Source organism: Isoptericola halotolerans (assembly GCF_013149785.1).
Lineage (GTDB): Bacteria > Actinomycetota > Actinomycetes > Actinomycetales > Cellulomonadaceae > Isoptericola > Isoptericola halotolerans.
Genome location: NZ_JABEZU010000002.1, coordinates 55,455 through 76,627, shown reverse-complemented (window position 1 = coordinate 76,627; position 21,173 = coordinate 55,455). Strand labels below are relative to the sequence as shown.

General features: G+C 71.1%; 19 protein-coding genes. 8 read left to right on the top strand and 11 right to left on the bottom strand.

The annotated features are described in order from the left end of the window. Positions 1–57 precede the first annotated feature (57 nt). The 4 genes from HDG69_RS08090 to HDG69_RS08075 form a co-directional block, all read right to left on the bottom strand. Positions 58–1,071: a DUF4097 family beta strand repeat-containing protein gene (locus tag HDG69_RS08090; RefSeq protein WP_216645433.1), complete on the bottom strand. Its 1,014-nt coding sequence runs from the start codon at positions 1,069–1,071 to the stop codon at positions 58–60. Continuing rightward, the gene (locus HDG69_RS08085; RefSeq protein ID WP_171783302.1) at positions 1,068–1,727 is read right to left on the bottom strand and encodes a LuxR C-terminal-related transcriptional regulator; all 660 of its coding nucleotides are present in this window, start codon (positions 1,725–1,727) and stop codon (positions 1,068–1,070) included. Before HDG69_RS08085 ends, HDG69_RS08090 begins: the two co-directional genes overlap by 4 nt. After that, positions 1,715–3,121: a sensor histidine kinase gene (locus HDG69_RS08080; RefSeq protein ID WP_171783301.1), complete on the bottom strand. Its 1,407-nt coding sequence runs from the start codon at positions 3,119–3,121 to the stop codon at positions 1,715–1,717. The genes HDG69_RS08085 and HDG69_RS08080 overlap by 13 nt, the downstream gene beginning before the upstream one ends. A gap of 71 nt (positions 3,122–3,192) precedes the next feature. Continuing rightward, on the bottom strand, positions 3,193–3,642 hold the full coding sequence (locus tag HDG69_RS08075; RefSeq protein WP_171783980.1) for a nucleoside deaminase: 450 nt from the start codon (positions 3,640–3,642) through the stop codon (positions 3,193–3,195). A gap of 274 nt (positions 3,643–3,916) precedes the next feature. Here HDG69_RS08075 and HDG69_RS08070 point away from each other — a divergent pair, with 274 nt between their 5' ends. Together HDG69_RS08070 and upp are read left to right on the top strand one after the other, a co-directional pair. Next, positions 3,917–5,746: a hypothetical protein gene (locus HDG69_RS08070; protein ID WP_171783300.1), complete on the top strand. Its 1,830-nt coding sequence runs from the start codon at positions 3,917–3,919 to the stop codon at positions 5,744–5,746. 103 nt (positions 5,747–5,849) lie between these two features. Next, entirely contained in the window at positions 5,850–6,485 is a 636-nt protein-coding gene (gene upp / locus HDG69_RS08065) for a uracil phosphoribosyltransferase (RefSeq protein ID WP_171783299.1), read from the top strand. A gap of 36 nt (positions 6,486–6,521) precedes the next feature. On the opposite strand, the gene HDG69_RS08060 is transcribed toward upp, so the two are convergent. Continuing rightward, positions 6,522–10,487 carry a sigma-70 family RNA polymerase sigma factor gene (locus HDG69_RS08060; RefSeq protein WP_171783298.1) on the bottom strand — a complete coding sequence of 1,322 codons (3,966 nt, stop codon included), beginning with the start codon at positions 10,485–10,487 and terminating at the stop codon, positions 6,522–6,524. 189 nt (positions 10,488–10,676) lie between these two features. Between HDG69_RS08060 and HDG69_RS08055 the strand changes: the two genes are divergently transcribed. Then, positions 10,677–11,435 (top strand): hypothetical protein, encoded by a 759-nt coding sequence (locus HDG69_RS08055; RefSeq protein ID WP_171783297.1) that lies wholly within the window; start codon positions 10,677–10,679, stop codon positions 11,433–11,435. A gap of 87 nt (positions 11,436–11,522) precedes the next feature. Here HDG69_RS08055 and HDG69_RS08050 read toward each other — a convergent pair whose 3' ends face one another. The 5 genes from HDG69_RS08050 to dnaK form a co-directional block, all read right to left on the bottom strand. Next, complete coding sequence (locus HDG69_RS08050) at positions 11,523–11,831, bottom strand: DUF1540 domain-containing protein (protein ID WP_171783296.1); 309 nt, start codon at positions 11,829–11,831, stop codon at positions 11,523–11,525. Between the two features lie 179 nt (positions 11,832–12,010). After that, positions 12,011–12,463, bottom strand: coding sequence for a heat shock protein transcriptional repressor HspR (locus tag HDG69_RS08045; RefSeq protein ID WP_171783295.1), 453 nt, complete (start codon positions 12,461–12,463; stop codon positions 12,011–12,013). A 41-nt stretch (positions 12,464–12,504) separates the two neighbouring features. Continuing rightward, the gene (locus HDG69_RS08040) at positions 12,505–13,494 is read right to left on the bottom strand and encodes a DnaJ C-terminal domain-containing protein (RefSeq protein ID WP_171783294.1); all 990 of its coding nucleotides are present in this window, start codon (positions 13,492–13,494) and stop codon (positions 12,505–12,507) included. Between the two features lie 103 nt (positions 13,495–13,597). Continuing rightward, on the bottom strand, positions 13,598–14,260 hold the full coding sequence (gene grpE / locus HDG69_RS18680) for a nucleotide exchange factor GrpE (RefSeq protein ID WP_171783293.1): 663 nt from the start codon (positions 14,258–14,260) through the stop codon (positions 13,598–13,600). Continuing rightward, entirely contained in the window at positions 14,257–16,143 is a 1,887-nt protein-coding gene (gene dnaK / locus HDG69_RS08030) for a molecular chaperone DnaK (RefSeq protein ID WP_171783292.1), read from the bottom strand. The genes grpE and dnaK overlap by 4 nt, the downstream gene beginning before the upstream one ends. Positions 16,144–16,403: 260 nt before the next feature. Between dnaK and HDG69_RS08025 the strand changes: the two genes are divergently transcribed. From HDG69_RS08025 to HDG69_RS08010, 4 genes are all read left to right on the top strand, one after another. Continuing rightward, positions 16,404–16,997: a TnsA-like heteromeric transposase endonuclease subunit gene (locus HDG69_RS08025; protein WP_171783291.1), complete on the top strand. Its 594-nt coding sequence runs from the start codon at positions 16,404–16,406 to the stop codon at positions 16,995–16,997. Positions 16,998–17,179: 182 nt separating this feature from the next. Further along, positions 17,180–17,584 carry a hypothetical protein gene (locus HDG69_RS08020; RefSeq protein WP_171783290.1) on the top strand — a complete coding sequence of 135 codons (405 nt, stop codon included), beginning with the start codon at positions 17,180–17,182 and terminating at the stop codon, positions 17,582–17,584. Positions 17,585–17,597: 13 nt separating this feature from the next. Next, on the top strand, positions 17,598–18,038 hold the full coding sequence (locus HDG69_RS08015) for a helix-turn-helix domain-containing protein (RefSeq protein ID WP_171783289.1): 441 nt from the start codon (positions 17,598–17,600) through the stop codon (positions 18,036–18,038). Then, on the top strand, positions 18,035–18,496 hold the full coding sequence (locus HDG69_RS08010; RefSeq protein WP_171783288.1) for a hypothetical protein: 462 nt from the start codon (positions 18,035–18,037) through the stop codon (positions 18,494–18,496). The genes HDG69_RS08015 and HDG69_RS08010 overlap by 4 nt, the downstream gene beginning before the upstream one ends. Before the next feature lie 50 nt (positions 18,497–18,546). On the opposite strand, the gene HDG69_RS08005 is transcribed toward HDG69_RS08010, so the two are convergent. Continuing rightward, positions 18,547–19,581, bottom strand: a complete 1,035-nt coding sequence (locus tag HDG69_RS08005; RefSeq protein WP_171783287.1) for a restriction endonuclease — start codon at positions 19,579–19,581, stop codon at positions 18,547–18,549. Positions 19,582–20,247: 666 nt separating this feature from the next. Here HDG69_RS08005 and HDG69_RS08000 point away from each other — a divergent pair. Beyond that, positions 20,248–21,147, top strand: coding sequence for a hypothetical protein (locus HDG69_RS08000; protein ID WP_171783286.1), 900 nt, complete (start codon positions 20,248–20,250; stop codon positions 21,145–21,147). The last annotated feature ends 26 nt before the right edge of the window (positions 21,148–21,173 follow it).

Sequence of the window (21,173 nt, the reverse complement as noted above, 5' to 3'; positions counted from 1 at the left end):
GGCAGCTCGAGGGGCCGATCGGAGCCGGACGTGCCGACCGGAGCCGGAACGGACCGGTCACGGGGCCAGGTAGGCCACGTCCCCGTTCGAGCTGCGGATCTCCACCGTCCTCGGGGCACCCGGGTCGGTCAGCCCCTCGACGGTCTCGCGCCCGTTCGACGTGCCGATCGTCAGCGCCACCGGCTCCCCGTCACCGATGACGGTCACCGCACCGTTGCTCGACCGTGCCAGCACGTCACCGGCTGCCCCGGCCACGTCCACCCTCCCGTTGGCCGTGCGCGCCTCGACGTCGCCGCCGGCGGTCGTCACGGACACCGACCCGTTGCTCGACCGGGCGGTCACGAACCCGCCGGCGTCCGAGACCTGGACGCCGCCGTTGCCGGTGGTCGCCGTCACCCGCCCCCCGACCCGCGCCAGCTCCAGCGCACCGTTGGCGGACCGGGCCTCCAGGTCGCCGGCGACGTCGTGGACGACCACGTCCCCGTTGCTCGACCGCGCCACCAGGTCGCCACCGATCACCGCAGCGAAGACCGCACCGTTCGCCGACCTCAGCTCGGCACCACCGTCGAGCCCGGACGCCCGGACGTCCCCGTTCGACGCCCGCGCCACCACGTCGGTGTCCGGCGGGACCACCGCGCGCAGCTCGCCCGAGCACACCCACGAGAACCAGGCCCAGGACGGGCACCTGTGGGTGAGCACCAGGCCTCCGTCGACCTCGTCCACGGCGTAGCTCGGCGCGACGAGCCCGCGGCGGGCCACGACCTCCACGTCGACCCCGGTGGCGCCGTCCTCGGCACGGACGTCGATCTCGCCGTCGGTGACGAGCTCGAGGCTCGCCGCGGCGTCGTAGTCCTCCCGGGTGGTCGTGGTCGAGGACAGCGCCCGGTCGACCAGGTGCAGCGCACCCCAGGCGACCAGCAGCCCACCGAGGACGAGGCCGACGACGAGCAGTGCGCGCCCCGCCGGGCTGCGGCGCGGGTCCGACGGCGGTCCCGGCGCCGGGTGGGGATCCGTCGGCGGGCCCGGGTAGGTCGTCGGTTCGGGGGCGGGCCCCGGGGTCGAGGTGGTCATCGCAGGTCTCCGTTCAGGTCGAGCCAACGCAGCACGGCCAGGACGCGACGGTGGGCGTCGGCGTCGGGCGGCAGCCCCAGCTTCGTGAGGATGTTGGTCACGTGCTTCTCCACGGCCGCGGGTCCGACGACGAGCCGGTCCGCGATCGCGGCGTTGGAGCGCCCCTCGGCCATCAGGGCGAGCACCTCGCGCTCGCGCGGGGTGAGGTCGGCGAGGTCGTGGCGAGAACGGGCCAGCACCTGGGAGACGACCTCCGGGTCGAGCACGGTGCCGCCGCCGGCCACCCGGGCGACGGCGTCGAGGAACTCGTCGACGTCGGCCACCCGGTCCTTGAGGACGTAGCCCAGCCCGCGGGTCCCCCGGGCGAACAGCTCGGCGGCGTACCGCTGCTCCACGTACTGCGAGAGCACCAGGACCGGCAGCTCCGGGTGCAGGCTGCGCAGGTGCACGGCGGCACGCAGCCCCTCGTCGGTGTGCGACGGCGGCATGCGCACGTCGGTGACGAGCAGCTCCGGCAGCGTCGCGCCCGCCGTCGTCAGGGCGGCGACCATCTCCAGCGCGGTGCGGTGCCCGGTGACGTCGTGGCCCTCCGCCTGGAGCAGCCGGGTGAGGCCGTCGAGCAGGAGGACCGAGTCCTCGGCGATCACGATGCGCACGGGAGCTCCACGATGAGTCGGGTACCAGCGTCGGCCGGGCTGGTCAGGTCGAAGGTGCCGTCCAGGGCGGCGACCCGCCCACGCAGGCCGGCGAGCCCGCCACCGGGGGCGGTGCCGGCGCCGCCACGGCCGTCGTCGGTCACCTCGACGCGCAGCACGGGTCCGGTGTCGGCAGGGTCGTCGTGGGCGACGACGGCGGCACGGACGGTCGCGCGGGACGCCCCGGCGTGCTTGGCGACGTTCGTCAGCGCCTCGGCGACCACGAAGTAGGCGGCGGCCTGCGCCGTCGTCCCCGCGGCGTCGAGCCCGGAGGCCTCGACCCTGACCGGCACCGGGCTGCGGGCCGCGAGCGCCGACAGCGCCGCGTCGAGCCCGCGGTCGGACAGCACGGCCGGGTGGATGCCGCGGACGAGGTCGCGCAGCTCGGCGAGCGTCTCCTTGACCTCGGTGTGCGCGTGCTCGAGGGCGCCGACGGCGGCGGCCGGGTCACGCTCGGCGACGCGCAGGGCCGTACCGATCGTGACGCCGAGGGCGACGAGGCGCTGCTGGGCGCCGTCGTGCAGGTCCCGTTCGATGCGGCGCCGCTCGGAGTCGGCGGCCTCGAGGGCGGCGGCTCGGGTCTCGGTGAGGATGTCGGCACGTTCTGTCGCGGCGACGGCCGCCGACTCGGCGACGCGGGCCTCCGCCTCGGCGGCGCGTTGCGCGGCCCGCGCCTCGGCGGCGGCGGACGGACCGAGCAGCGCCCGGGCGAGCCGCAGCGTCGTCAGGGTGCCCGCCTGGGCGCAGCAGGCCGCGAACCAGAGGGCGACGACCGCGGCGAGGACGACGAGGGCCGCCGTCGCCGCAGCGACCGGCCAGCTGCGGCCGTCCGTCGCCAGGAGCCGGGCCGCGAGCACGAGGCCACCGAGCGTCCCCCCGGCCAGCCCGACGACGAAGGCCAGGTACAGGCTCTGCAGCACCAGGGACACGAGCGCGTAGGCGGTGGCACGCCAGCCCGCGGGGTCGGTGGCGGCCGCCCACAGTCGGGCGAGGGCCTGCCGAACGGACGACCAGGGCGGTGCCGGTGCCGGCGCCGGCACCGGCGCCGGGACGACGACGCCGGTCTGGGCGGCGAGGCGGTGGCGCTCGACGGCCGCGAACCCACGCGCCAGGGCGAGGGCCCACGGCAGCAGCAGGACGCCGAGCCCGAGGACGGGCACCAGGGCGGCCGCCGTGACCACGACGACCACGACCACCAGGCCGGCCGACAGCGACCAGAGCCAGCCGACGGTGACCTGGGCGAGGCCGCGGTACGTGGCCCCGGCGACAGGGGCGCGGAAGAACCCTCGGTGGGTCGTCAGCGCGGGAGCGACCAGGCGCGATCCTGGTGTCGCTGCTGGCTCGGTGCTGGTCATGACACCGACACTACGGAGACGCGCCTCCGGGCGGGATGTGGCTCACCCACGGGCCTGAGGTAGGGGTTCCCCTACTCTTCGTCCGTCGCTCGGCGCCGGGAGGCGAAGAAGGCACGCAGCACCCCCGCGCACTCGTCGGCGCGCACGTCGGCGATCACCTCGACCTCGTGCAGCGCCCGCTGGTCGCGGACCATGTCCCAGACCGACCCCGTGGCTCCCGCCTTCGGGTCCCAGGCGCCCAGCACCAGCCGGTCGACCCGGGCCGCGACGAGCGCACCGGCGCACATGACGCACGGTTCGAGGGTGACGACGAGGGTGCACCCGTCGAGCCGCCAGCCGCCGCGCCGACCTGCCGCCTCGCGCAACGCCAGGACCTCGGCGTGCGCGGTGGGGTCGCCCGTCTCCTCGCGACGGTTGCGGCCCGTGCCGAGCAGCTGCCCGTCCGGTCCGACGACGACGGCGCCCACCGGCACGTCGTCGGTCGCGGTCGCGTGGCGCGCCTCGTCGAGCGCGATGCCCATCAGGCCGTCCCACACCGCGCGGCGCTCCCCGAGGGTGTCCGGGGGGAACGGAGCGGCGGGGTCCTGGTCGGCGGGGTGCTGCACCCGTCCAGGCTACCGAGGGCCCGCCTGCCGAGGGCCTCGCTGATCGTCCGCCGCATGCTTGCTCCGGACAATTCACCCTCGTCGGATCTTCCGTCCGACACGGACATGATGCTCTAATAGCATCCATCCCCGTTTCCTGCCTGCCGAGTGTCCCGCACTCGCCACCCACCTGTGAAGGGATCACACAGCCGTGAAGAGAATCCTCGCGAGCGTCGCCACGGCCGCGCTCGCACTCGGAGGGCTCGTCGCCACCGCGATGCCGGCCTCCGCGCACACGCCGAAGGTCAGCGCGACCTGCAAGAGCCTGACTGTCGACCTGCAGCACTACGCAACGAGCTACGGCCCTGGCAAGGGCATCGGCAAGGGCAAGGGCAACGGCCACGGCCACGGGCCCAAGGTCAACAAGGTGACTGTCGAGGTCAACGGGGCCAAGCAGGTCTCGCAGACCTTCGGCCACTCCTTCAAGAAGACGATAAAGCTCGACCCGACCCGGTCGAACGAGTGGACCGTCACGGTAGACGCCTGGGACGGTGACAACGGCACCGAGTTCGACTTCACGGACCGCGGCACGACCAAGGCCTGCTCGGCCCCCGAGCGGAAGATCGAGACGGCGTTCTACGTCTACCCGAAGCTGGACCCGAACGAGGATGCCGCCTGGAAGAACTCGGGCAAGCAGACGCTCATCGCGACGCGGGACGGCGACGAGTTCTGGACGACGCTCCCGGAAGAGTTCCCGGGGAAGCACTTCGACGAGAGCCTGCTGCCGGCCGACGTCTGCGAGGCCTGGGGTGTCCAGCAGGACACGGTGGGCATCCACTGGGGCTTCAAGTGGTCGGACTACGTTCACATCACGTACCCCCACGGCCCGCTGTTCAAGGACCTCAGGAAGGCCGAGCACTCCGAGCTGAGCAAGTACCTGCCCGCGTGCTCCGAGGAGACGCCGCCGGACCCCGAGGAGCCGGAGACGCCGGAGCCCGTCGCCATCCCCGCGCCCTCGTTCGTCGAGGACTGCGAGGTCGAGAACACCGTCACCCTGCCGGCGACCGACCTCGCGACCTACACCGAGGTGTGGACCGAGGACCGCACCAGCGTGACGGTCACCGCTGTCCCGGCCGAGGGCGTCGTGCCCGCCGAGGGCACCGCGCTCGAGTGGACCTTCGACTTCACCGGCGAGCTCTGCGAGTCGGAGCCGGTCGTCGTGACACCCGACGTGCCGACCGTCGTGGACCTGTGCGGCACCGAGAACGACGACGTCGAGCTGCCCGAGAACACCGACGAGGTCACCTACGAGAAGGTCTCGGAGGGCGTCCTCGCCACCGCCACCGAAGGCAACACGCTCGGTGAGCTGCCTGCGGAGTACACGCTGCAGGAAGACGGGACGGCTCTCTACCCGGTGAGCGAGGCCACCTTCACCGACGAGCCGTGCGCGACCGAGGAGCCTGCCGCCGAGCTGACCCCCGGTGACATCAACGCGGTGTGCGAGAGCGGCTCGCCGTACCTCGCCTACGAGGTCATCCTGCCGGAGGGTGCCGAGGCGGACAGCGACAACCCGCTGACGATCTCGTTCCTCAACCCGGACGGTGAGAACCACGTCACCACCGACCTCCCGCTGGAGGGTCGTCTGCTCTGGCCGGGCGCCTCGGCCACCGAGCCGCTGCAGTGGCCGGGCTGGGAGCAGCTCGAGGACGGCTCCTACGTCGAGACCGACGACAACTTCGCGTGGACGCGCGAGGCCGTCCAGGTCCTCTTCGAGGTGAACCCGGACTACTCCACGATCGTGGACTACCCGGCGGCCTCCGAGGACTGCGCCGACGCTCCGGACAACGTCCGTGGCCCGGCCGCCCAGACCGTCGTGGACATCCCCGAGGACGACGACACCGTGCGTGCCCAGGAGGTCGCGGCGGAGGACGAGCTCGCCCTCACGGGCGCGACCGTCGGGATCGCGGCCGTCGTGGCGCTCCTGCTGATCGCCGGCGGTGTGACGCTGTTCGTCGTGCGTCGCCGCCTGCAGGAGAGCTGACCAGCTGACTCAGGGATGATCCCCTGACACGAAGGGCCCGGCCGGGAGCACCGGCCGGGCCCTTCGGCGTCCCCGGCCCCGGTCACCCCGGTACGGTGTGACCATGCGCCTGCACGTCACCGACCACCCGCTGGTCGCCCACAAGCTCAGCGTCCTGCGGGACGAGTCGACGCCGTCACCCATCTTCCGGCTCCTCGTCGACGAGCTCGTCACGCTGCTCGCCTACGAGGCGACCCGCCACGTGCGCACGACGACCCGGGAGGTCCGGACCCCGGTGACGACCACGACGGGTGTCGCGCTGAGCGACCCGAGCCCCATCGTCATCCCGATCCTGCGCGCGGGCCTCGGCATGCTCGACGGCATGACCCGCCTGCTCCCGACCGCGGAGGTCGGGTTCCTCGGGCTGCAGCGCGACGAGGAGACCTTCGAGGCCGTCACCTACGCCAACCGCCTGCCCGACGACCTCACCGACCGCCAGGTCTTCCTCCTCGACCCGATGCTGGCCACGGGCGCCACGCTGGTCGCGGCGATCGACTACGTGCTGGAGCGTGGGGCCCGGGACGTCACGGCGGTGTGCCTGCTGGCCGCGCCGGAGGGCCTGCAGGTGGTGCAGGAAGCGGTCGGCGACCGGGTCGACGTGCAGGTCGTCGTGGCAGCGGTGGACGAGCGGCTCAACGAGAAGAAGTACATCGTGCCGGGTCTCGGCGACGCCGGGGACCGCCTCTACGGCATCGTCTGACGCGGCGCCGCCGGTTCGCAGCCTGACGACAGCGCGTCAGCGGTACTCGCAGAGCCCGGTCTCGCCCCACTGGTGCCACTGGCCCATCCACACGCCGCGCCACTGCTCGTCGTCGTACCAGTGTCCGGGGCGGTTCCCGCCGTTCCCACGCTCGGTGCTCTTGCCACGCTCGGCGCTCTTGCCCCGCTCGGCGCCGTCGCCACGCTCACGGCTCTCGCCGGGCTCACCGCCGGGGCGGGTGCCGTCCCAGCCGAGGTAGCGGTAGGCCTTCCCGTTCCAGGACCGGACGTCGCCCTCGGAGTACTTCTCGCCCCACGCCACGCGTTCACCGCACCAACCGGCCTCGGCGGCGGTGAAGGTCCCGGTCTCGAGCCGTGTCGACCAGTCCCGTGACGACACGGTCCAGGCGCCACCCTGGCGACCGTCGACCCGCCGGGGGGCGATCGTCCGCTCGGCACCCGCCGGGACGGTGACCGTCTCGTCGACGCCGTGGGGGCCGGTCACGTGGAACCGGGTACGCACGGTCGACCCGGTGTTGTCGAGCACGACGCCGACCTCCCGCCACGACGTCGCGTAGTCGCCGTAGCGGTCCATCTGGACGGCGCCCGGGTCCAGTCGCGCCCGCGGGTCGCGCACGATGCAGCGCACCGCGTCGTGCTCCACGGTGCGCTCGACGGCGAACGTGTTGCCCTCGACCGTGCGCTCGAGCATGACGGTGACGGTTCCCGCTCGCGTCCGCCACGACCCGGTGTCGACCACGAACCGGACCGTGCCACCGGCGTCGAGCCTGCGCGACTCGACGGTCGCGCCGTGGCGCAGGAGCGTGGCGGTCCAGGAGCGGCGGTCCCCGCCCGCGACGTCGACGACGACCTGGGCGTTGCCGGCGTCGCAGCGGGCCTCGGCGCCGACGACGACGCCGTCGGGCCACGGCGGGCTCTCGGCACAGCTCGCGAAGCCGACGTCCAGGTCACGCAGGTGGGCGCCGTCGGCTGTGACCGTCCCGGTCCTGGTGCCCCAGGCGACGCGCATCTCGATCGTGCCCTGCTCGCCGGCCGGCACGCGGAGCTGCTTCGTGCTGTCACCGGCCCGCGCCACGAAGACGACCGGGAGCGTCGACCGCGTGTTGTCGACCGGGACGGCGAAGGTCCGCCACGAGGTCTCGGCCGCGGCGTCGTAGGTGCAGGAGGCCACCGCTTCGGCAGCACCGGCCCGCGGTGCGATCGTCGCGGCACCGTGCTCGGCGGTCGGGGCCTTGGCAGGGACGACGCCGGTGCTCGGCTGGTCGCCGTCGGCGTCGGTCACCCACCGGTACAGGGAGAAGGTCGCGGTGCCGGCGGGGAGGCTGGTCCGGTCGGTGGTGCGGCCCAGGGTGACGGTCTCGCCGGCGCCGAGCCGCACCGCGTCGGTGCGTCCACCCGCGACCGTCATCGACGCCTGCATGGGCTCGCTGGTCAGGTTGGTGATCGCGCCCTCCACCCGCACCTTGCCGCCGTCGTTGAGCACGGCGGTGGTGGTCCGCACGTCCCAGCTCGGGTCGTAGCACTCGGCGGCGCCGTGCGCCCCGGCGTCGACCGTCCGGGTGTACGTCTCGCCACCGACCACGGTCGAGAGCGTCCAGCTGCCGGCACCGGCAGGGACCCTGATCCCGTCGTGGGCGGTGAGGGTGACCGACTCCCCCGGTGCGAGCAGGCTGCTGGAGGCCAGCTTCGTCCCGGCGACGTCGAGCTCCATCCCCACCGTCTGACCGGTGCGGTTGGTGTACGTGGCCACCACGGCGGCGTCGGCCGTGGACACGCCACCGGTCGCGAGGCAGGTCGCCTGGATGGCCCCGGCCCCGCCGCTGGCGCCCTCCCACGCCCGCGGCGCGCTGACGACCGTGACCGCACGCACGGTGGGTCGGTCGTCGGGCAGCACGGGCACGACGCGCACGTCGTAGGCGCCGGGCGCCGTGGTGCCGTCGGCGAGGACGGTCACCCGCCCGGAGGTGGACTCACCGGGAGCGAGCGCCCCACCCGTGCACGACCAGCCGACAGCGCCGTCGTCGGCCGGTGTGCCGAGCGTCTCGCAGGCGAGGCCGCCGTCGACGGCGCGCGGCACGAGCCCGGCGGGCACCCTGACCCTTGCCGTCCACCCGGCGTCGACCGGCTCGTCACCGCTGTTCTCCACGGTGAAGGCGACCTCGGTGAGGCCGGGGTTCGCCACGGTCGCGGTCCCCGCGGCCCGCGCGGTGAGCTCCGGCCCGAAGTTCGCGACCCGGACCGGCGCGAGGGCGACACTCTGCGGTGCCACACCGTCGGCCCAGGTGTGCGCGGTGACCGCGTACGAACCGCCGGAGCGCACGACGAGCGGGACGGACAGCGTGCGCGACTCACCGGCCGCGAGCGTCCCGAGCGAGCACACGACCTCTTGCGGTACGTCGGTCGGGGTGCACGGGAGCGGCCCGGACGTCAGGTTGCTCGCCACCGAGGCACCGGCTGACGAGAAGGCGTTCACGGACCGCATCCCCTCGGGGAGGACGAGCCGCAGGTAGGACCCCGGGGCCTCGGCCTCGCCCGGGTTCTGGACGTGCAGCGTGAGGTTCTCGGTGACGCGGGGCTCCAGCCCGAGACCCGGGTCCACGACCGCCACGGACACCTGAGCGGGCTCCAGGACCTCGGCAGGGAGGAGCCCGGCGTCCTGCAGGAACGGCGGCACGTTGCTGGGGTCGGCCCCGGGGACGTCGCTCGGTTCGGGAGCAGGCTCGGGCAGCGCCTCGTCGTCCGGCAGGGGCTCGTCGTCGGGCAGCGCCTCACCGTCGGAAGGCCACGGCTCGCTCGCGACCGCGTAGGGCGGCTCGTCCGGCACGAGCGGGGGTTCCTCGCCCCCGCCCAGGGCTCCCAGGACGCTGACGACGCCGACGGTCGCGACGGCCACGGCGCCGGTCGAGGCCGCCACGGTCGCCCCGGAGATCCCGGCCGTCGTCGCGGCGACCGCGGTGGTCGTGGTGGTGGCGGTCGCCGTGGCCGTCGCGGTGGTGGCGGCCGTCGCCGCCCCAGCACCGCTCCCCACAGCGGCACCGCTCGCCGTACCGGCGGTCCCGGTGGCCGCGCCCGCACCGGCACCCAGCCCCGAGCTCGCGGCACCGACCGAGCCCGACGCTGCTCCTGCGGTCCCGGCCGCAGCGCCCGCGGCCACACCACCGGCGCCGAGTCCGAGCGGCAGCGACCCCAGCACGACCAACCCTGCCAGGCCGACCACCAACGGCGCGATGACGGCGCGCATCCCGTGGGCCACGTCGGCCAGCTCGAGCACGAGAGCGCGGCAGTCGCCGCACCCGTCGAGGTGGCCGTCCACCTGGATGACCTCGCGGCGCGACAGGCTCCCTCGGACGTAGCTGCCGAGCAGGGAGTTGACGGCACGGCAGGAGTCGGCAGGCTCCGCGGTGAGGTGCTGCTGCAGGTACCCGGCACGCAGGCCTTCGCGGGCCCGGTAGGCGAGCGCGGAGACGCCGTTGGGGGTGAGCCCGAGGATCGGCGCGACCTGCGCGGGGGACATCTGCTCGATCTCGGTGTACCAGAGGACCGCCTGCCACCGTTCGGGCAGCAGCTGGTAGGCGCGCGCGACGACGGTGTTCTCGAACCCCGCGAGCGTCGGGTCCTCGGGAGAGGCCGACGACCCGAGCGCCGACTCGAACGTCCCGTCGTCCGCCGTCGGCCGGGTGCGCCGGGCACGGCGCGACGCGTCGGCGGCGAGGCGGCGCACGACCGTGAACAGGTAGGCCCGGAAGTGGGTGTCGGGCCCGTCGCCCTTCTGGAGCACACCGAGCACGCGGTGGAACGCGTCGGAGACGACGTCGTCGGCGTCGCTGACCGTCGTGACGTACTGGCGGGCCAGGAGCTGGGCGGCCGCGGCGTGCCGTTCGTAGAGGGCGCCGTAGGCGTCGAGGCTCCCGCCGCGCACCTCGAGGATCAGCTCGCCGTCGCTGGGAGCTGTCCCGTCCGAACCCACGTAGACGTCGGTCACGTCGCCATCCGCTTCTTCGTCCCCACCCCCGCGAGCGTCCACACCGAGGCCGACGCAGACGCGGCCACTTTACGCCTGAACTGCGGCCCGGGACAGGGCGAACGGAGGGTGAACCGCTCGTGACCGGATTCACCCGCACCGGTCCGGCGAAACTGCGTCATGATGGAGGCCTATGGAACTCCCACCACCATGAGCATCCCCACCAGCGGCGCACCCGCCGCCGACACCCGTGAGCGCTGGCGCACGGCCAGCCTGACCGAGGTGTGGCTGCGTCCTGGCGACTGGTACCACCCCGCCGTGGACGCCCTCGTCGAGGCCCTCGTGGCCGGACGCTCCCCCGAGATGGCATCACACCGGCTGGGCACGGCCCGCAGCGCTGCGGGCATCGGCCTGGACGAGACGCTGGACGACCTCGCGTGCCTGTACCGCTCCCTGGGGGAACCTCTCGACGTCGACGCCGTGCGCGGCGCCGCGCAAGGCTGGGTACAGGTCCGCGAACGCGACCCCGCACCGACCGGGGTCCGGGATCCGGCGACCGGGCTCCCGACGGCGGACTACCTCGGCGAACGGCTCCGTGAGACGTACGGCCGCGCGACCGACGACGAGGGCGTGCCCGGCACCCACTGCCTGGTTGTGCTCGACGTCGCGGTGGACTCGCTCGGGGCGTGGCAGCGCATGGCGCGGGCGGCATCGGTCGGCAACACCCTGGACCAGGTGTTCGGACCCGGCCACCCGATGGCGGCGCTGAGCGACGGCGTGTTCGCGGTGCTCTGCGAGCGCGGCACCGAGACGACCCGGCTCGCACAGTCGGTCCGCATCATCGTGGAGCGCAACGCCGAGGTGCTGGGCGTCTCGGAGAGCCTGCGCCGCCCGGTGCGGGTCTGGGTGGAGCGGCTCCCGGAGACGCACGAGTCCGCCCTCGACCTGATCAAGCACCTGCGCCGCTGAGCGGCGCGACACCACGCCCGGACGCACGAGGACCCCGGACCAGGAGGTCCGGGGTCCTGCGCTGCGGCCTGTGACGGGGGACGCGGGTCAGCGCGCGTCGAAGGTGAGGCAGTCGGCGTGGCTCGGGTCCTGCGGACCGGCGCCGACGCGGATCGCCTGCGCCCCGCACTCGAGGTCCTCGTTGTGGACGCACTCGGTGCGCTGGCACGCACCGACGTGCGCGACGACCTTGTCGAGCCCGCCCTTGGTGCTGAGCGGGATGAAGGTGGCGCAGGAGGCGTCGCCGGGCACGCCGGCGATCGTCACCGCCCCGGCGTGGCAGTCGTGGTCGTGGTTGTAGCTGCAGCCGTCCACGGTGCAGCTGGTGACCTCGGGCATCTCCATCAGGGTGGTCATGGTGCGCTCCTCACGTCAGGTCTCGTCGTCGCCGATATCTCGATCATAGGCGCGAATTCGATTCCTGCACAGGAAGGAGCACCATTCCTTGCGAAGTGAGGAAAGCCTTCCCGAAGGAAATCTATTAACGAAAGAATGACCTGACGGAAATTGACCCGGAGCTGTGGCGACGGACCGGCTCAGTCGCGGTGCGGCGTCGGGCGCCAGAGCACGAGCGCACCGCCCTGCTCGCGACGCGACTCGACGTACAGCTCCGTCCGGCGGACCCGCTGCCCGCGCGGCACCGCCACGACGTCACCGCCGGTCCCGGCCGCGAAGACGCGACCGTCGGCTCGCTCACGCTCGGCGAGCAGGCTCGCGAGCTCGTGCAACCGGTGCTCCAGCACCGAGACGTGCTGCTCGAGGTCGAGGATGCGCTTGACCCCTGCGAGGTTGATGCCCTCGTCCTGCGCCAGGTGCTGGACCTCGAGCAGGCGGGCGACGTCCCGGCGGGAGTACCGCCGTCCGCGGCCCCGGGTGCGGCGCGGGACGACGAGGCCGAGACGGTCGTACTGGCGCAGCGTCTGCGGATGCATGCCCGTGAGCTGCGCCGCCTGCGACACCGTGAGCACGGGTGCGTCGTCCGTGACCATGGCGACCTCCTTCGCTCCTCGACCGGGTCCTGCTCCCGACCCTACTGTGCGGCCTGGGCCGCCAGCTCCGCGCGCACGTCCTCGCCGTCGGCCTGCGCGGCGAAGTCCTCCAGGGCCTTCTTCGCGGCGCGGCTCAGCTTCTGCGGGACCACGACCTGCACCGTGACCTTGAGGTCGCCGGTGCGCTTCGCCGTCGCCACACCACGGCCCTTGACGCGCAGCACCCGGCCCGACGGCGTCCCGGACGGGACCTTGAGGCGCACCGGGTCGCCGGAGAGCGTCGGCACCTCGACCGTCGTGCCCAGCGTGGCCTCCGCGAAGGTCACCGGCAGAGTCATCCGCAGGTCGGCGCCGTCGATCGAGAACACGGGGTGCTCGGTGACGTGCACGGCGATGAGCAGGTCGCCAGCCGGGCCACCGGCCTGACCGGGCCGTCCCTTGCCACGCAGCCGGATCTTCTGGCCGTCGTGCACGCCGGCGGGGATGCGCGCGGTGATCTTCTTGCCGTCGACGGTCAGCTCGACCGTGGTGCCCTCGACCGCGGCGCGGAACGGGAGCGTGGCGCGGGTCTCGACGTCAGCCCCCTTGCGCTGCTGCGGGCCCCCGAAGCCGGCGGGCCGGCCACCCCCGCCGAACATCGAGCCGAGGATGTCCTCGAACCCGGCACCGCCGCCGGGGTACTGCTGGTACTGCGGACCTGCGCTGGGCCGCGCTCCCCCGCCGAACATCGAGCTGAAGACGTCCTCGAAGCCACCGGCCGCACCGCCGGGACCCGCGTTGAAGCGGGCACCACCACCGGCCATCGAGCGCACCGCGTCGTACTGCTGGCGCTGCTCGGTGTCGGACAGCACGGCGTACGCCTCGCCGATCTCCTTGAAGCGGGACTCGGCGGCGGCATCGCCCGGGTTCTGGTCCGGGTGGTACTGGCGCGCCAGCTTGCGGTACGCCTTCTTGATGGCCGCCTGGTCGGCGTCCTTGGGGACGCCGAGCGCGGCGTAGAAGTCCTTCTCGATCCAGTCCTGGCCGGTCACGACGTCCCTCTCTCCTTACCTGCTTCGGCGTTGTGGGCGCGATCTCTGGCCCGCTATGCCCGCTTGAGGCGGTTTCACAGCCCAGAGATCGCGCCCACAACCATCACTCGGGGCCGACGACGCCCACGCGGGCGGCGCGGACCACCTTGTCACCGATGCGGTAGCCGGGCTCGACCACCAGGTTGACCGTGGTGGTCTCGGCCTCGGCGTCCGTGCTGTGCATGAGCGCCTCGTGCACGGTGGGGTCGAACTCCTCCCCCACGCGGCCGAACCGCTCGACGCCGAACTTCGCGAGCGACGCGTCGAGCTTCTCCGCGATGGCGGCCATCGGGCCCGACAGCTCGGCGTGCTGCTTGGCACGCTCGACGTCGTCGAGCATCGGCAGCAGCGCCGCGAGCACGTCCTGGACACCCTGGGTCCGCGCGGCCTCCTGGTCGCGCAGCGCCCGGTTGCGGTAGTTCGTGAAGCTCGCCCGCTCCCGCTGGAGCGCGTCGAGGTTCTCCGCCGCCTGGGCCTTGGCCGCCAGCAGCTCGGAGTCCTCGGTCGCCTCGGCCGAGGGCTCGAAGTCGAGCGCCTCGAGCGGGTCGGTCGCTCCGCCGTCGTCCCCGCCCTGCGCGGCGTCGGCAGCGTCCGACGCCGGGGCGTCGGGGCGCTTCTCACCCGAGGTGGGGTCGACCTTGCGCTTGTCCCTGAACTGGAAAGGGGCGTCCCCCGAGCGGCCGTCCTCCGGCTGCTCGGGGGTGCCCTGCGTCTCGTCCGACGTCACTTGCGGTCCTTGTCGTCCTCGTCGTCCACGATCTCGGCGTCCACGACGTCCTCGTCGGAGTCCTTCGACTCCGACGACGGCGCGTCGCCGGCCGCCGCGCCCTCGGCACCGGCACCGGCACCCGCGGCCTGCTCGGCCGAGTACAGGGCCTCACCGATCTTCTGCGAGGAGGCGCCGAGCTTCTCGTAGGCGGTCTTCACGGCGTCGGCGTCCTCGCCCTCCAGGGCGGTCTTGACGCCGGCGATGTCCGCCTCCACCTCGGTGACGACGTCGGCGGGGAGCTTGTCGCGGTTGTCCGCGATCTGCTTCTCCATCGAGTAGGCGAAGGACTCCGCCTGGTTGCGGGTCTCGGCCTCCTCGCGACGCTTCTTGTCCTCCTCGGCGTGCTCCTCGGCCTCCTTGACCATCCGGTCGATGTCCTCCTTGGGGAGGGCCGACCCACCGGTGATCTTCATCGACTGCTCGGTGCCCGTGCCGCGGTCCGAGGCGGACACGTGCACGATGCCGTTCGCGTCGATGTCGAAGGTGACCTCGATCTGCGGGACACCGCGCGGTGCCGGCGCGATGCCGGTCAGCTCGAAGGTGCCCAGCGGCTTGTTGTCCCGGGTGAACTCGCGCTCGCCCTGGAAGACCTGGATCGCCACCGACGGCTGGTTGTCCTCGGCCGTGGAGAAGATCTCGCTGCGCTTGGTCGGGATGGCCGTGTTGCGCTCGATGAGCTTGGTCATCACGCCGCCCTTGGTCTCGATGCCGAGGGACAGCGGGGTCACGTCGATGAGCAGGATGTCCTTGCGCTCACCGCCGATGACACCGGCCTGCAGGGCGGCGCCGACGGCGACGACCTCGTCCGGGTTGACACCCTTGTTGGGCTCCTTGCCACCGGTCAGCTCACGCACGACGTCGGCCACGGCCGGCATGCGGGTGGAACCACCGACGAGCACGACGTGGTCGATCTCCGAGATGGAGACGCCCGCGTCGCGGATCACCGCGTGGAAGGGCTCCTTGGTGCGGTCGATGAGGTCCTGCGTCATCTGCTGGAACTGCGCGCGGGTCAGCTTCTCGTCCAGGTGGACGGGCCCGTTCTCGCTCATCGACAGGTACTGCATCGAGATGTTGGTGCTCGTCGCGGAGGAGAGCTCCTTCTTGGCCTGCTCGGCCGCCTCGCGCAGACGCTGCAGGGCGATCTTGTCCTTGGACAGGTCGACGCCCGCGGAGTTCTTCACCTGCTTGATGAGGTGCTCGACGATGCGCTGGTCCCAGTCGTCACCACCGAGGCGGTTGTCGCCGGAGGTGGCGCGCACCTGGATCGTGGAGAAGTCGTCCTCGTCCTTGCCCACCTCGAGCAGGGAGACGTCGAACGTGCCGCCACCGAGGTCGAAGACGAGGATGAGCTCGTCCTCCTTGCCCCGGTCCAGCCCGTAGGCGAGCGCCGCGGCGGTGGGCTCGTTGACGATGCGCTGCACGTTGAGGCCGGCGATCTGCCCCGCGTCCTTCGTGGCCTGGCGCTCGGCGTCGTTGAAGTACGCCGGGACGGTGATGACGGCGTCGGTGACGGCCTCGCCCAGGTACTCCTCGGCGTCGCGCTTCAGCTTGCCCAGGACGCGCGCGCTGATCTCCTGCGCGGAGTACTTCTTGTCGTCGATCTCCTGCGACCAGTCGGTGCCCATGTGGCGCTTGACCGACGCGATGGTGCGGTCGACGTTGGTGACGGCCTGCCGCTTGGCGACCTCACCGACGAGGACCTCGCCGTTCTTGGAGAACGCGACGACGGACGGGGTGGTGCGGGCACCCTCGGCGTTCGCGATGACGGTGGGCTCGCCGCCCTCCAGGACGGCGACCACCGAGTTGGTGGTTCCGAGGTCGATGCCGACTGCACGAGCCATGGTGGTGCTCCTTCGTGACGGGGATTGAGTCGTCTGCACTCAACTTAAGACTCGGCGCGGCCGGTGTCCAACGCGCGGCGCCAAAGTTGAGTCTGCTTCACTCAACCTCCACGGCGCGACGACTATTCCGCCTGCTGAGGGGCGGTGTTCGCCGTGAGCGAACGGGCTGTAGGTTTCCACCTAACGTGGCGAGTTTTCCATCACGGTGTCGTGGCCGTGGCGAATTTTCCATTAACGTGTCGTAGCCCTACGATTCGGACATGCCGGTCGCAACGGGCGAGGTCCAGGTCACCTACGTGACCGGCCCCGGCGACGACGTCACCGCAGACATCTCGAAGGTCGACGCGCGCCAGCTCGTCGAGGGCAGCCCCGTGCGCCACTTCCCGGTCTATGTCGGACGACGGAACTACTCGGGCTACTTCTGGTCGTCGACGATGAGCCGACACGTGGTCTACGAGAGCCTGCTCGAACTCTCCTGGCTCTGGCTCGCCGACTTCGACCCGTCCGTCGCGCGCATCGCCGCCCAACCAATGCGGCTGCGAGGACACGACGGGGACCGCGTACGCAACCGGATCCCCGACTTTGTCAGCCCGCATCGCGACGGCACCGTTCGCGTGGTCGACGTAAAGCCCAAGACCATGCTTGCGAAGGATGAGGTCGAGACCTCGCTCGCCTGGACACGGGGCGTGTGTCGCTCATGCGGCTGGGAGTGCGAAATCTGGACCGGCCCTGACACCACCACCCTGCGGAACGTGCAATGGATCGCGGCCGCTCGACAGCCACACATGTCGGCGTCACTCGACGCCCGGGCAACGACCGCGCCGACAAGGTCATCACCGAGATCGGCGCCATGATCCACGCCGCGGTCGCGGCGACTCGAGTGTGACCCTTCGTGTCAGTGCGGTCAGGTACGTTCGCCCGCGTGAGCAAGGAACGTGACCGTCGAACCGCCGCAGATTCCCTCTGCACCCGTCCATGCGACCCGCCACGCGCCTTCCATTTCTTCGTAGACGGTCGCCGGGCGCGGTCGGTCCGTGTGGAGATCGAGCAGGCCGTGTCACAGACCAAAGGCTCGATGATCGACCGGGCAGCGCTACACGGTGAGATCCTCGGGCAGGTCCGGCGCGCCGCCGCTGGCAAGCTTCGGCTCGGACTGGACAACGGAGATGTGCTTGAGCCGGTCCGACGGAACCCGGACCTGTGGGAGATCAAGTGGAAACGGGGCAAGCGTGGCGAGTTCCGCCTCTACCATGCCGAACCTGGCAACGCCCCGGACCTGGTTGGTCTTCGGTTCCACGCGAAGGACACCTCGAGCAACGATGCCGACGAGATCGAGCATCTGCAGAACGCCGAGATGGATGAGGCGGGTAGGCGTTTCGTCGACGGGGTGAAGGACCGGTGGGGGCATACCCCCGGTTGCCATGACTGCGCCGGATCCTGATAGCCTGCGGTCTATGAGCACACCCCCTTACTCTCCTGCAACGTCGCACGAGTTCGAGGTGCTGGCCGCTCGCGCCGCCGCCCAAGTCGAGTCTGACGAGGAGATGCTCTACGAGCTGATCCAGGCTCGCAAGGCATGTGGCCTCACCCAGCGAGAGCTCGCGGAGATCCTTGGCGTGAAGCAACCCACGATCGCAAAGTTTGAGCACCACGACACCGACCCCAAGCTGTCGACCATCCGCCGGTACGCACTTGCCGTGGGTGCTCACGTCCGCCACGAGGTCCTCCCGGCGGAGCAGGCAGTGGATCCGCTGGACGCGTGGCGCACGGCTGGGGCAACGGCACGATTCAACGTCCCAATGAACTCAAGGATCTCGGAGTCGGCCCCGTCCGGCACCGTCCCGATCGACGTCGAGTACCGGGCGCTCCGCAAGCACTACGGGAGGGCCGCGTGAGTACCCGGGCAGAGGCCGACTCGGCCCTGCGGCGGATCGAGGATGTCCGGGAACTGCTCGAGCTAGCCGACCTGACCCAGATCGTCACCTACGCGCTCTCGGCCAAGAGAGTCCAGAACCAGATCGAGACGATGGACGACGCCGAGCAGGAACTCCAGGCGCAAACCAGGTACGACGGCAAGCACCTGGAAGCACGGTTCGCGCTGCGGTTCCATGCACCCAATGTCGACTACTTCGCTGACATCGGAGGGATCTTTGAGACCCCCGAGACGGTGGAGCTCGCCGACAACGTCGTCCCCGAGTTCCTGTCCAAGATCGGAGTCATGGCGGTCTTTCCGTACCTGCGAGAAGCGGTCTCTGGCCTTGGGGCGCGGCTAGGCGCGCAGGTGCCGGTCATCGGACTCCTCCGTCTCGGCGACATCACGTTCTCAGCGCCCGACGGATCGGATCCGACCTAGCTTGATCACGTGTCGACAGGACCGCGGGCGCGGCCAGCCCATCTCGGTTTCTACTCGACGAGCATCCAGACACGCTGAAGCGGCAGGCGCGATTGAACGTCGTCCGGGAGGCGGTCGTACACACGCATGGCGGCGTCGACGATCTCATCTGCCGTCCAGGCTCGGATCCTGAACTGCTGCTTGTAGACGGAGTCACGCGCAGGTTTGGTCAGCCCGCCCCAGGCAACGAGGAGGCCATGATCGGCATCCTGTTCGTGCACCACGCCGCTCAGATCCCGCACGACGTTGTCGGACACCTGGCCGCCCGACTTCACCTGGACCACGATCTTGGGTGATTCCATCCCCAGCACCCCGCGGCCCGCGATGATGTCGATGCCTCGGTCGGCGCCGATTGCGGATTTGCGGCAAGTGAATCCCTCCGCTTCGAGGATCGCCTGGACGAGCTGCTCAAGACCGTCGCCGACGAACTCTTCGGAGATGCGCGTCATGATGCGGTCTCGGGCCACCTGCACAATGTCGGTCTGCGTCTCCGGGTCGTCGACCGAGTCATCGGCCTGGGCGGAGGCCGCAGCGGCACCAGTTCCGGTCGTCAACTGCCCTGGGTCCGTGCCGGTCGCCAGGAGCGATTCGAGACGTGCCACGGCATTGTGTCGCGACGGCGCGAACACCGTGAGCACGCTGCCCAAGGTGTACAGCAGGTCCTGCTTGACCGCGCTGCGTGGCAGGTCGGTGACCTTCCAGTCCACACGCACGACGTGGCGGCGGTCCAGCTCCTGGTTCTCCAGGTACTCGTAGCCGCTTGTCACCCATCCGAGAGCGATCGTGCCGTCTTTCGCCGGCAGCACCATCAAGTCCCCGGTGGCGATGCGATGTCGTAGCGCGTGGAGCTGGCCTGTGTAGTTCGCGACCGTTCCCGGCTTTGCGTCCCCGAACGCCTCGGCAACCTGCTCGCCCACGTCAGCTCGGGTCTTGCACGATGTCAGGTCGGGGACCTCGTGCCAGCCGCCGCCGGAGAGGCCGTTGGCGAGCGACCACGCCTCTCGCTCGCCGTACTTGCCCTCACGCACTACCCACGCCGTCGTCATTGCGCACCTCCGTGGACACCATGACACAAGGGGCGGCGCTCGACCGCTCGCCGTCGTGACGATCTTCCATCACCGTGTCGCGACCCGTCGCCGCGGACGGGCCATGGCTCTGATGGTCGGCCAGAAGGCCTCCAGTCGATCGACCCACGGATCGGCCATCAGCACGGCAGCAAGACGAGCCTCAACGTCACCGATCGCGGCCCGCAGCAGCGTCGACTCCAACACGGTCGGGGGTCACCACCGGAGCGTCAGGCACGACGGCGAGGTACATGTCGAGCAGTACCGAGGACTCGGCGAATCGGCCCACGATCTCGAGACCCCTCGCCAGGACCGCGACGCCCGTCCCTTCGCGGAGTTCACGCACTGCTGCGCCCCGGCTTCTGTGGAGTCGGTGGTCTGCCCCGGCTTTCGTGGAGTCAGGTTGCTGGAACCTAGGCCACAGTGATCCTTGCTGCAGTCCGTGGCCGAACGCGACAACGCCCTGCTCGAGAGGACCTGGTCCGTCCTGCAGATGGTCACCCTCGACCCCTACCGCCTCACCGAGATCACCGCCGCCGCCCTCGTCCCGTTCCACCTTCAACGAGGAACCGGCGGTCAGGCTGGTGAGAGCACCTCTCGTCTCGTGGTCTCCCGCAGCGTGTCGGTGCCCGCTGTCATGCTGGCCCTATGTCCGAGGATGTCAACGCCGAAACCCCTTCCGCCCGGCCCACGCTCCTCGTCGGTGGGGTCAACTTCCCGACATGGCCCAACCTGAAGTGGAGCCGGGGGAACTCACACGTTGCCCTTCTTCAAGCCAAGTTCGGAGAATGGGACGCCAGCGCCCCGGTCTCGATAGACGCGGTGTTGCGTGAGGACCGTCTCGCGATCGACCTCGTGGCCCGTGTGCCCAAGGGAGTTCCGAAGCACGACTGGTCGCTGGACCTCGGAGACGCCCTCCACAACCTTCGAAGTGCATTCGACGCCGTGGCCTGGGGCATGGCCCATTTCAGGGACGCCGAGCCCGCGCGGCCCCGATCGGTCTGCTTCCCGATCTGCACTGAAGAGAAGCAGTGGACGAAGGCACTCCACGACTGGGTGAGCGAGATTCCACCGGAGTTCCAAGAGCGGCTCCGGATCATGCAACCGTTCATCTTCATGCCGCCCGGTGGCGTGTCAGTGTTGTCGATGCTCCACGACCTCGACATCCAGGATAAGCACCGTGACATCCTGATGGTCTCGGCGGACGTGCAGGGCATCGACCTCAGCGGGTCATTCGAGTACGAAGACGAGGGCACCCTCGCGTTCCCCCGTTTGGAGATGAATGACGACGCGAAGTTCGGTGACGGCGTGGTACTGGGCACGATTCACACCGGAGCGTCGATCCGTATGGCGGGTCAGCTCATCCTGCGTCCGGCCATGAAGGTGCAACTCACCCATCGGGACACGACCTACGACGTCATGCCGTTGCTCCAACAGTTCCTCCTCGAGACGAGGCGGTGTATGGACATCCTGTTGTCGGGGATGGCTGCTCCTGACGAACCAGAGGCCGAGTGGTCCCCGATGGAGTTGGGGCCGACACCGGTGTAGGACCGTGCGGTTGGCATAGAGCGGAT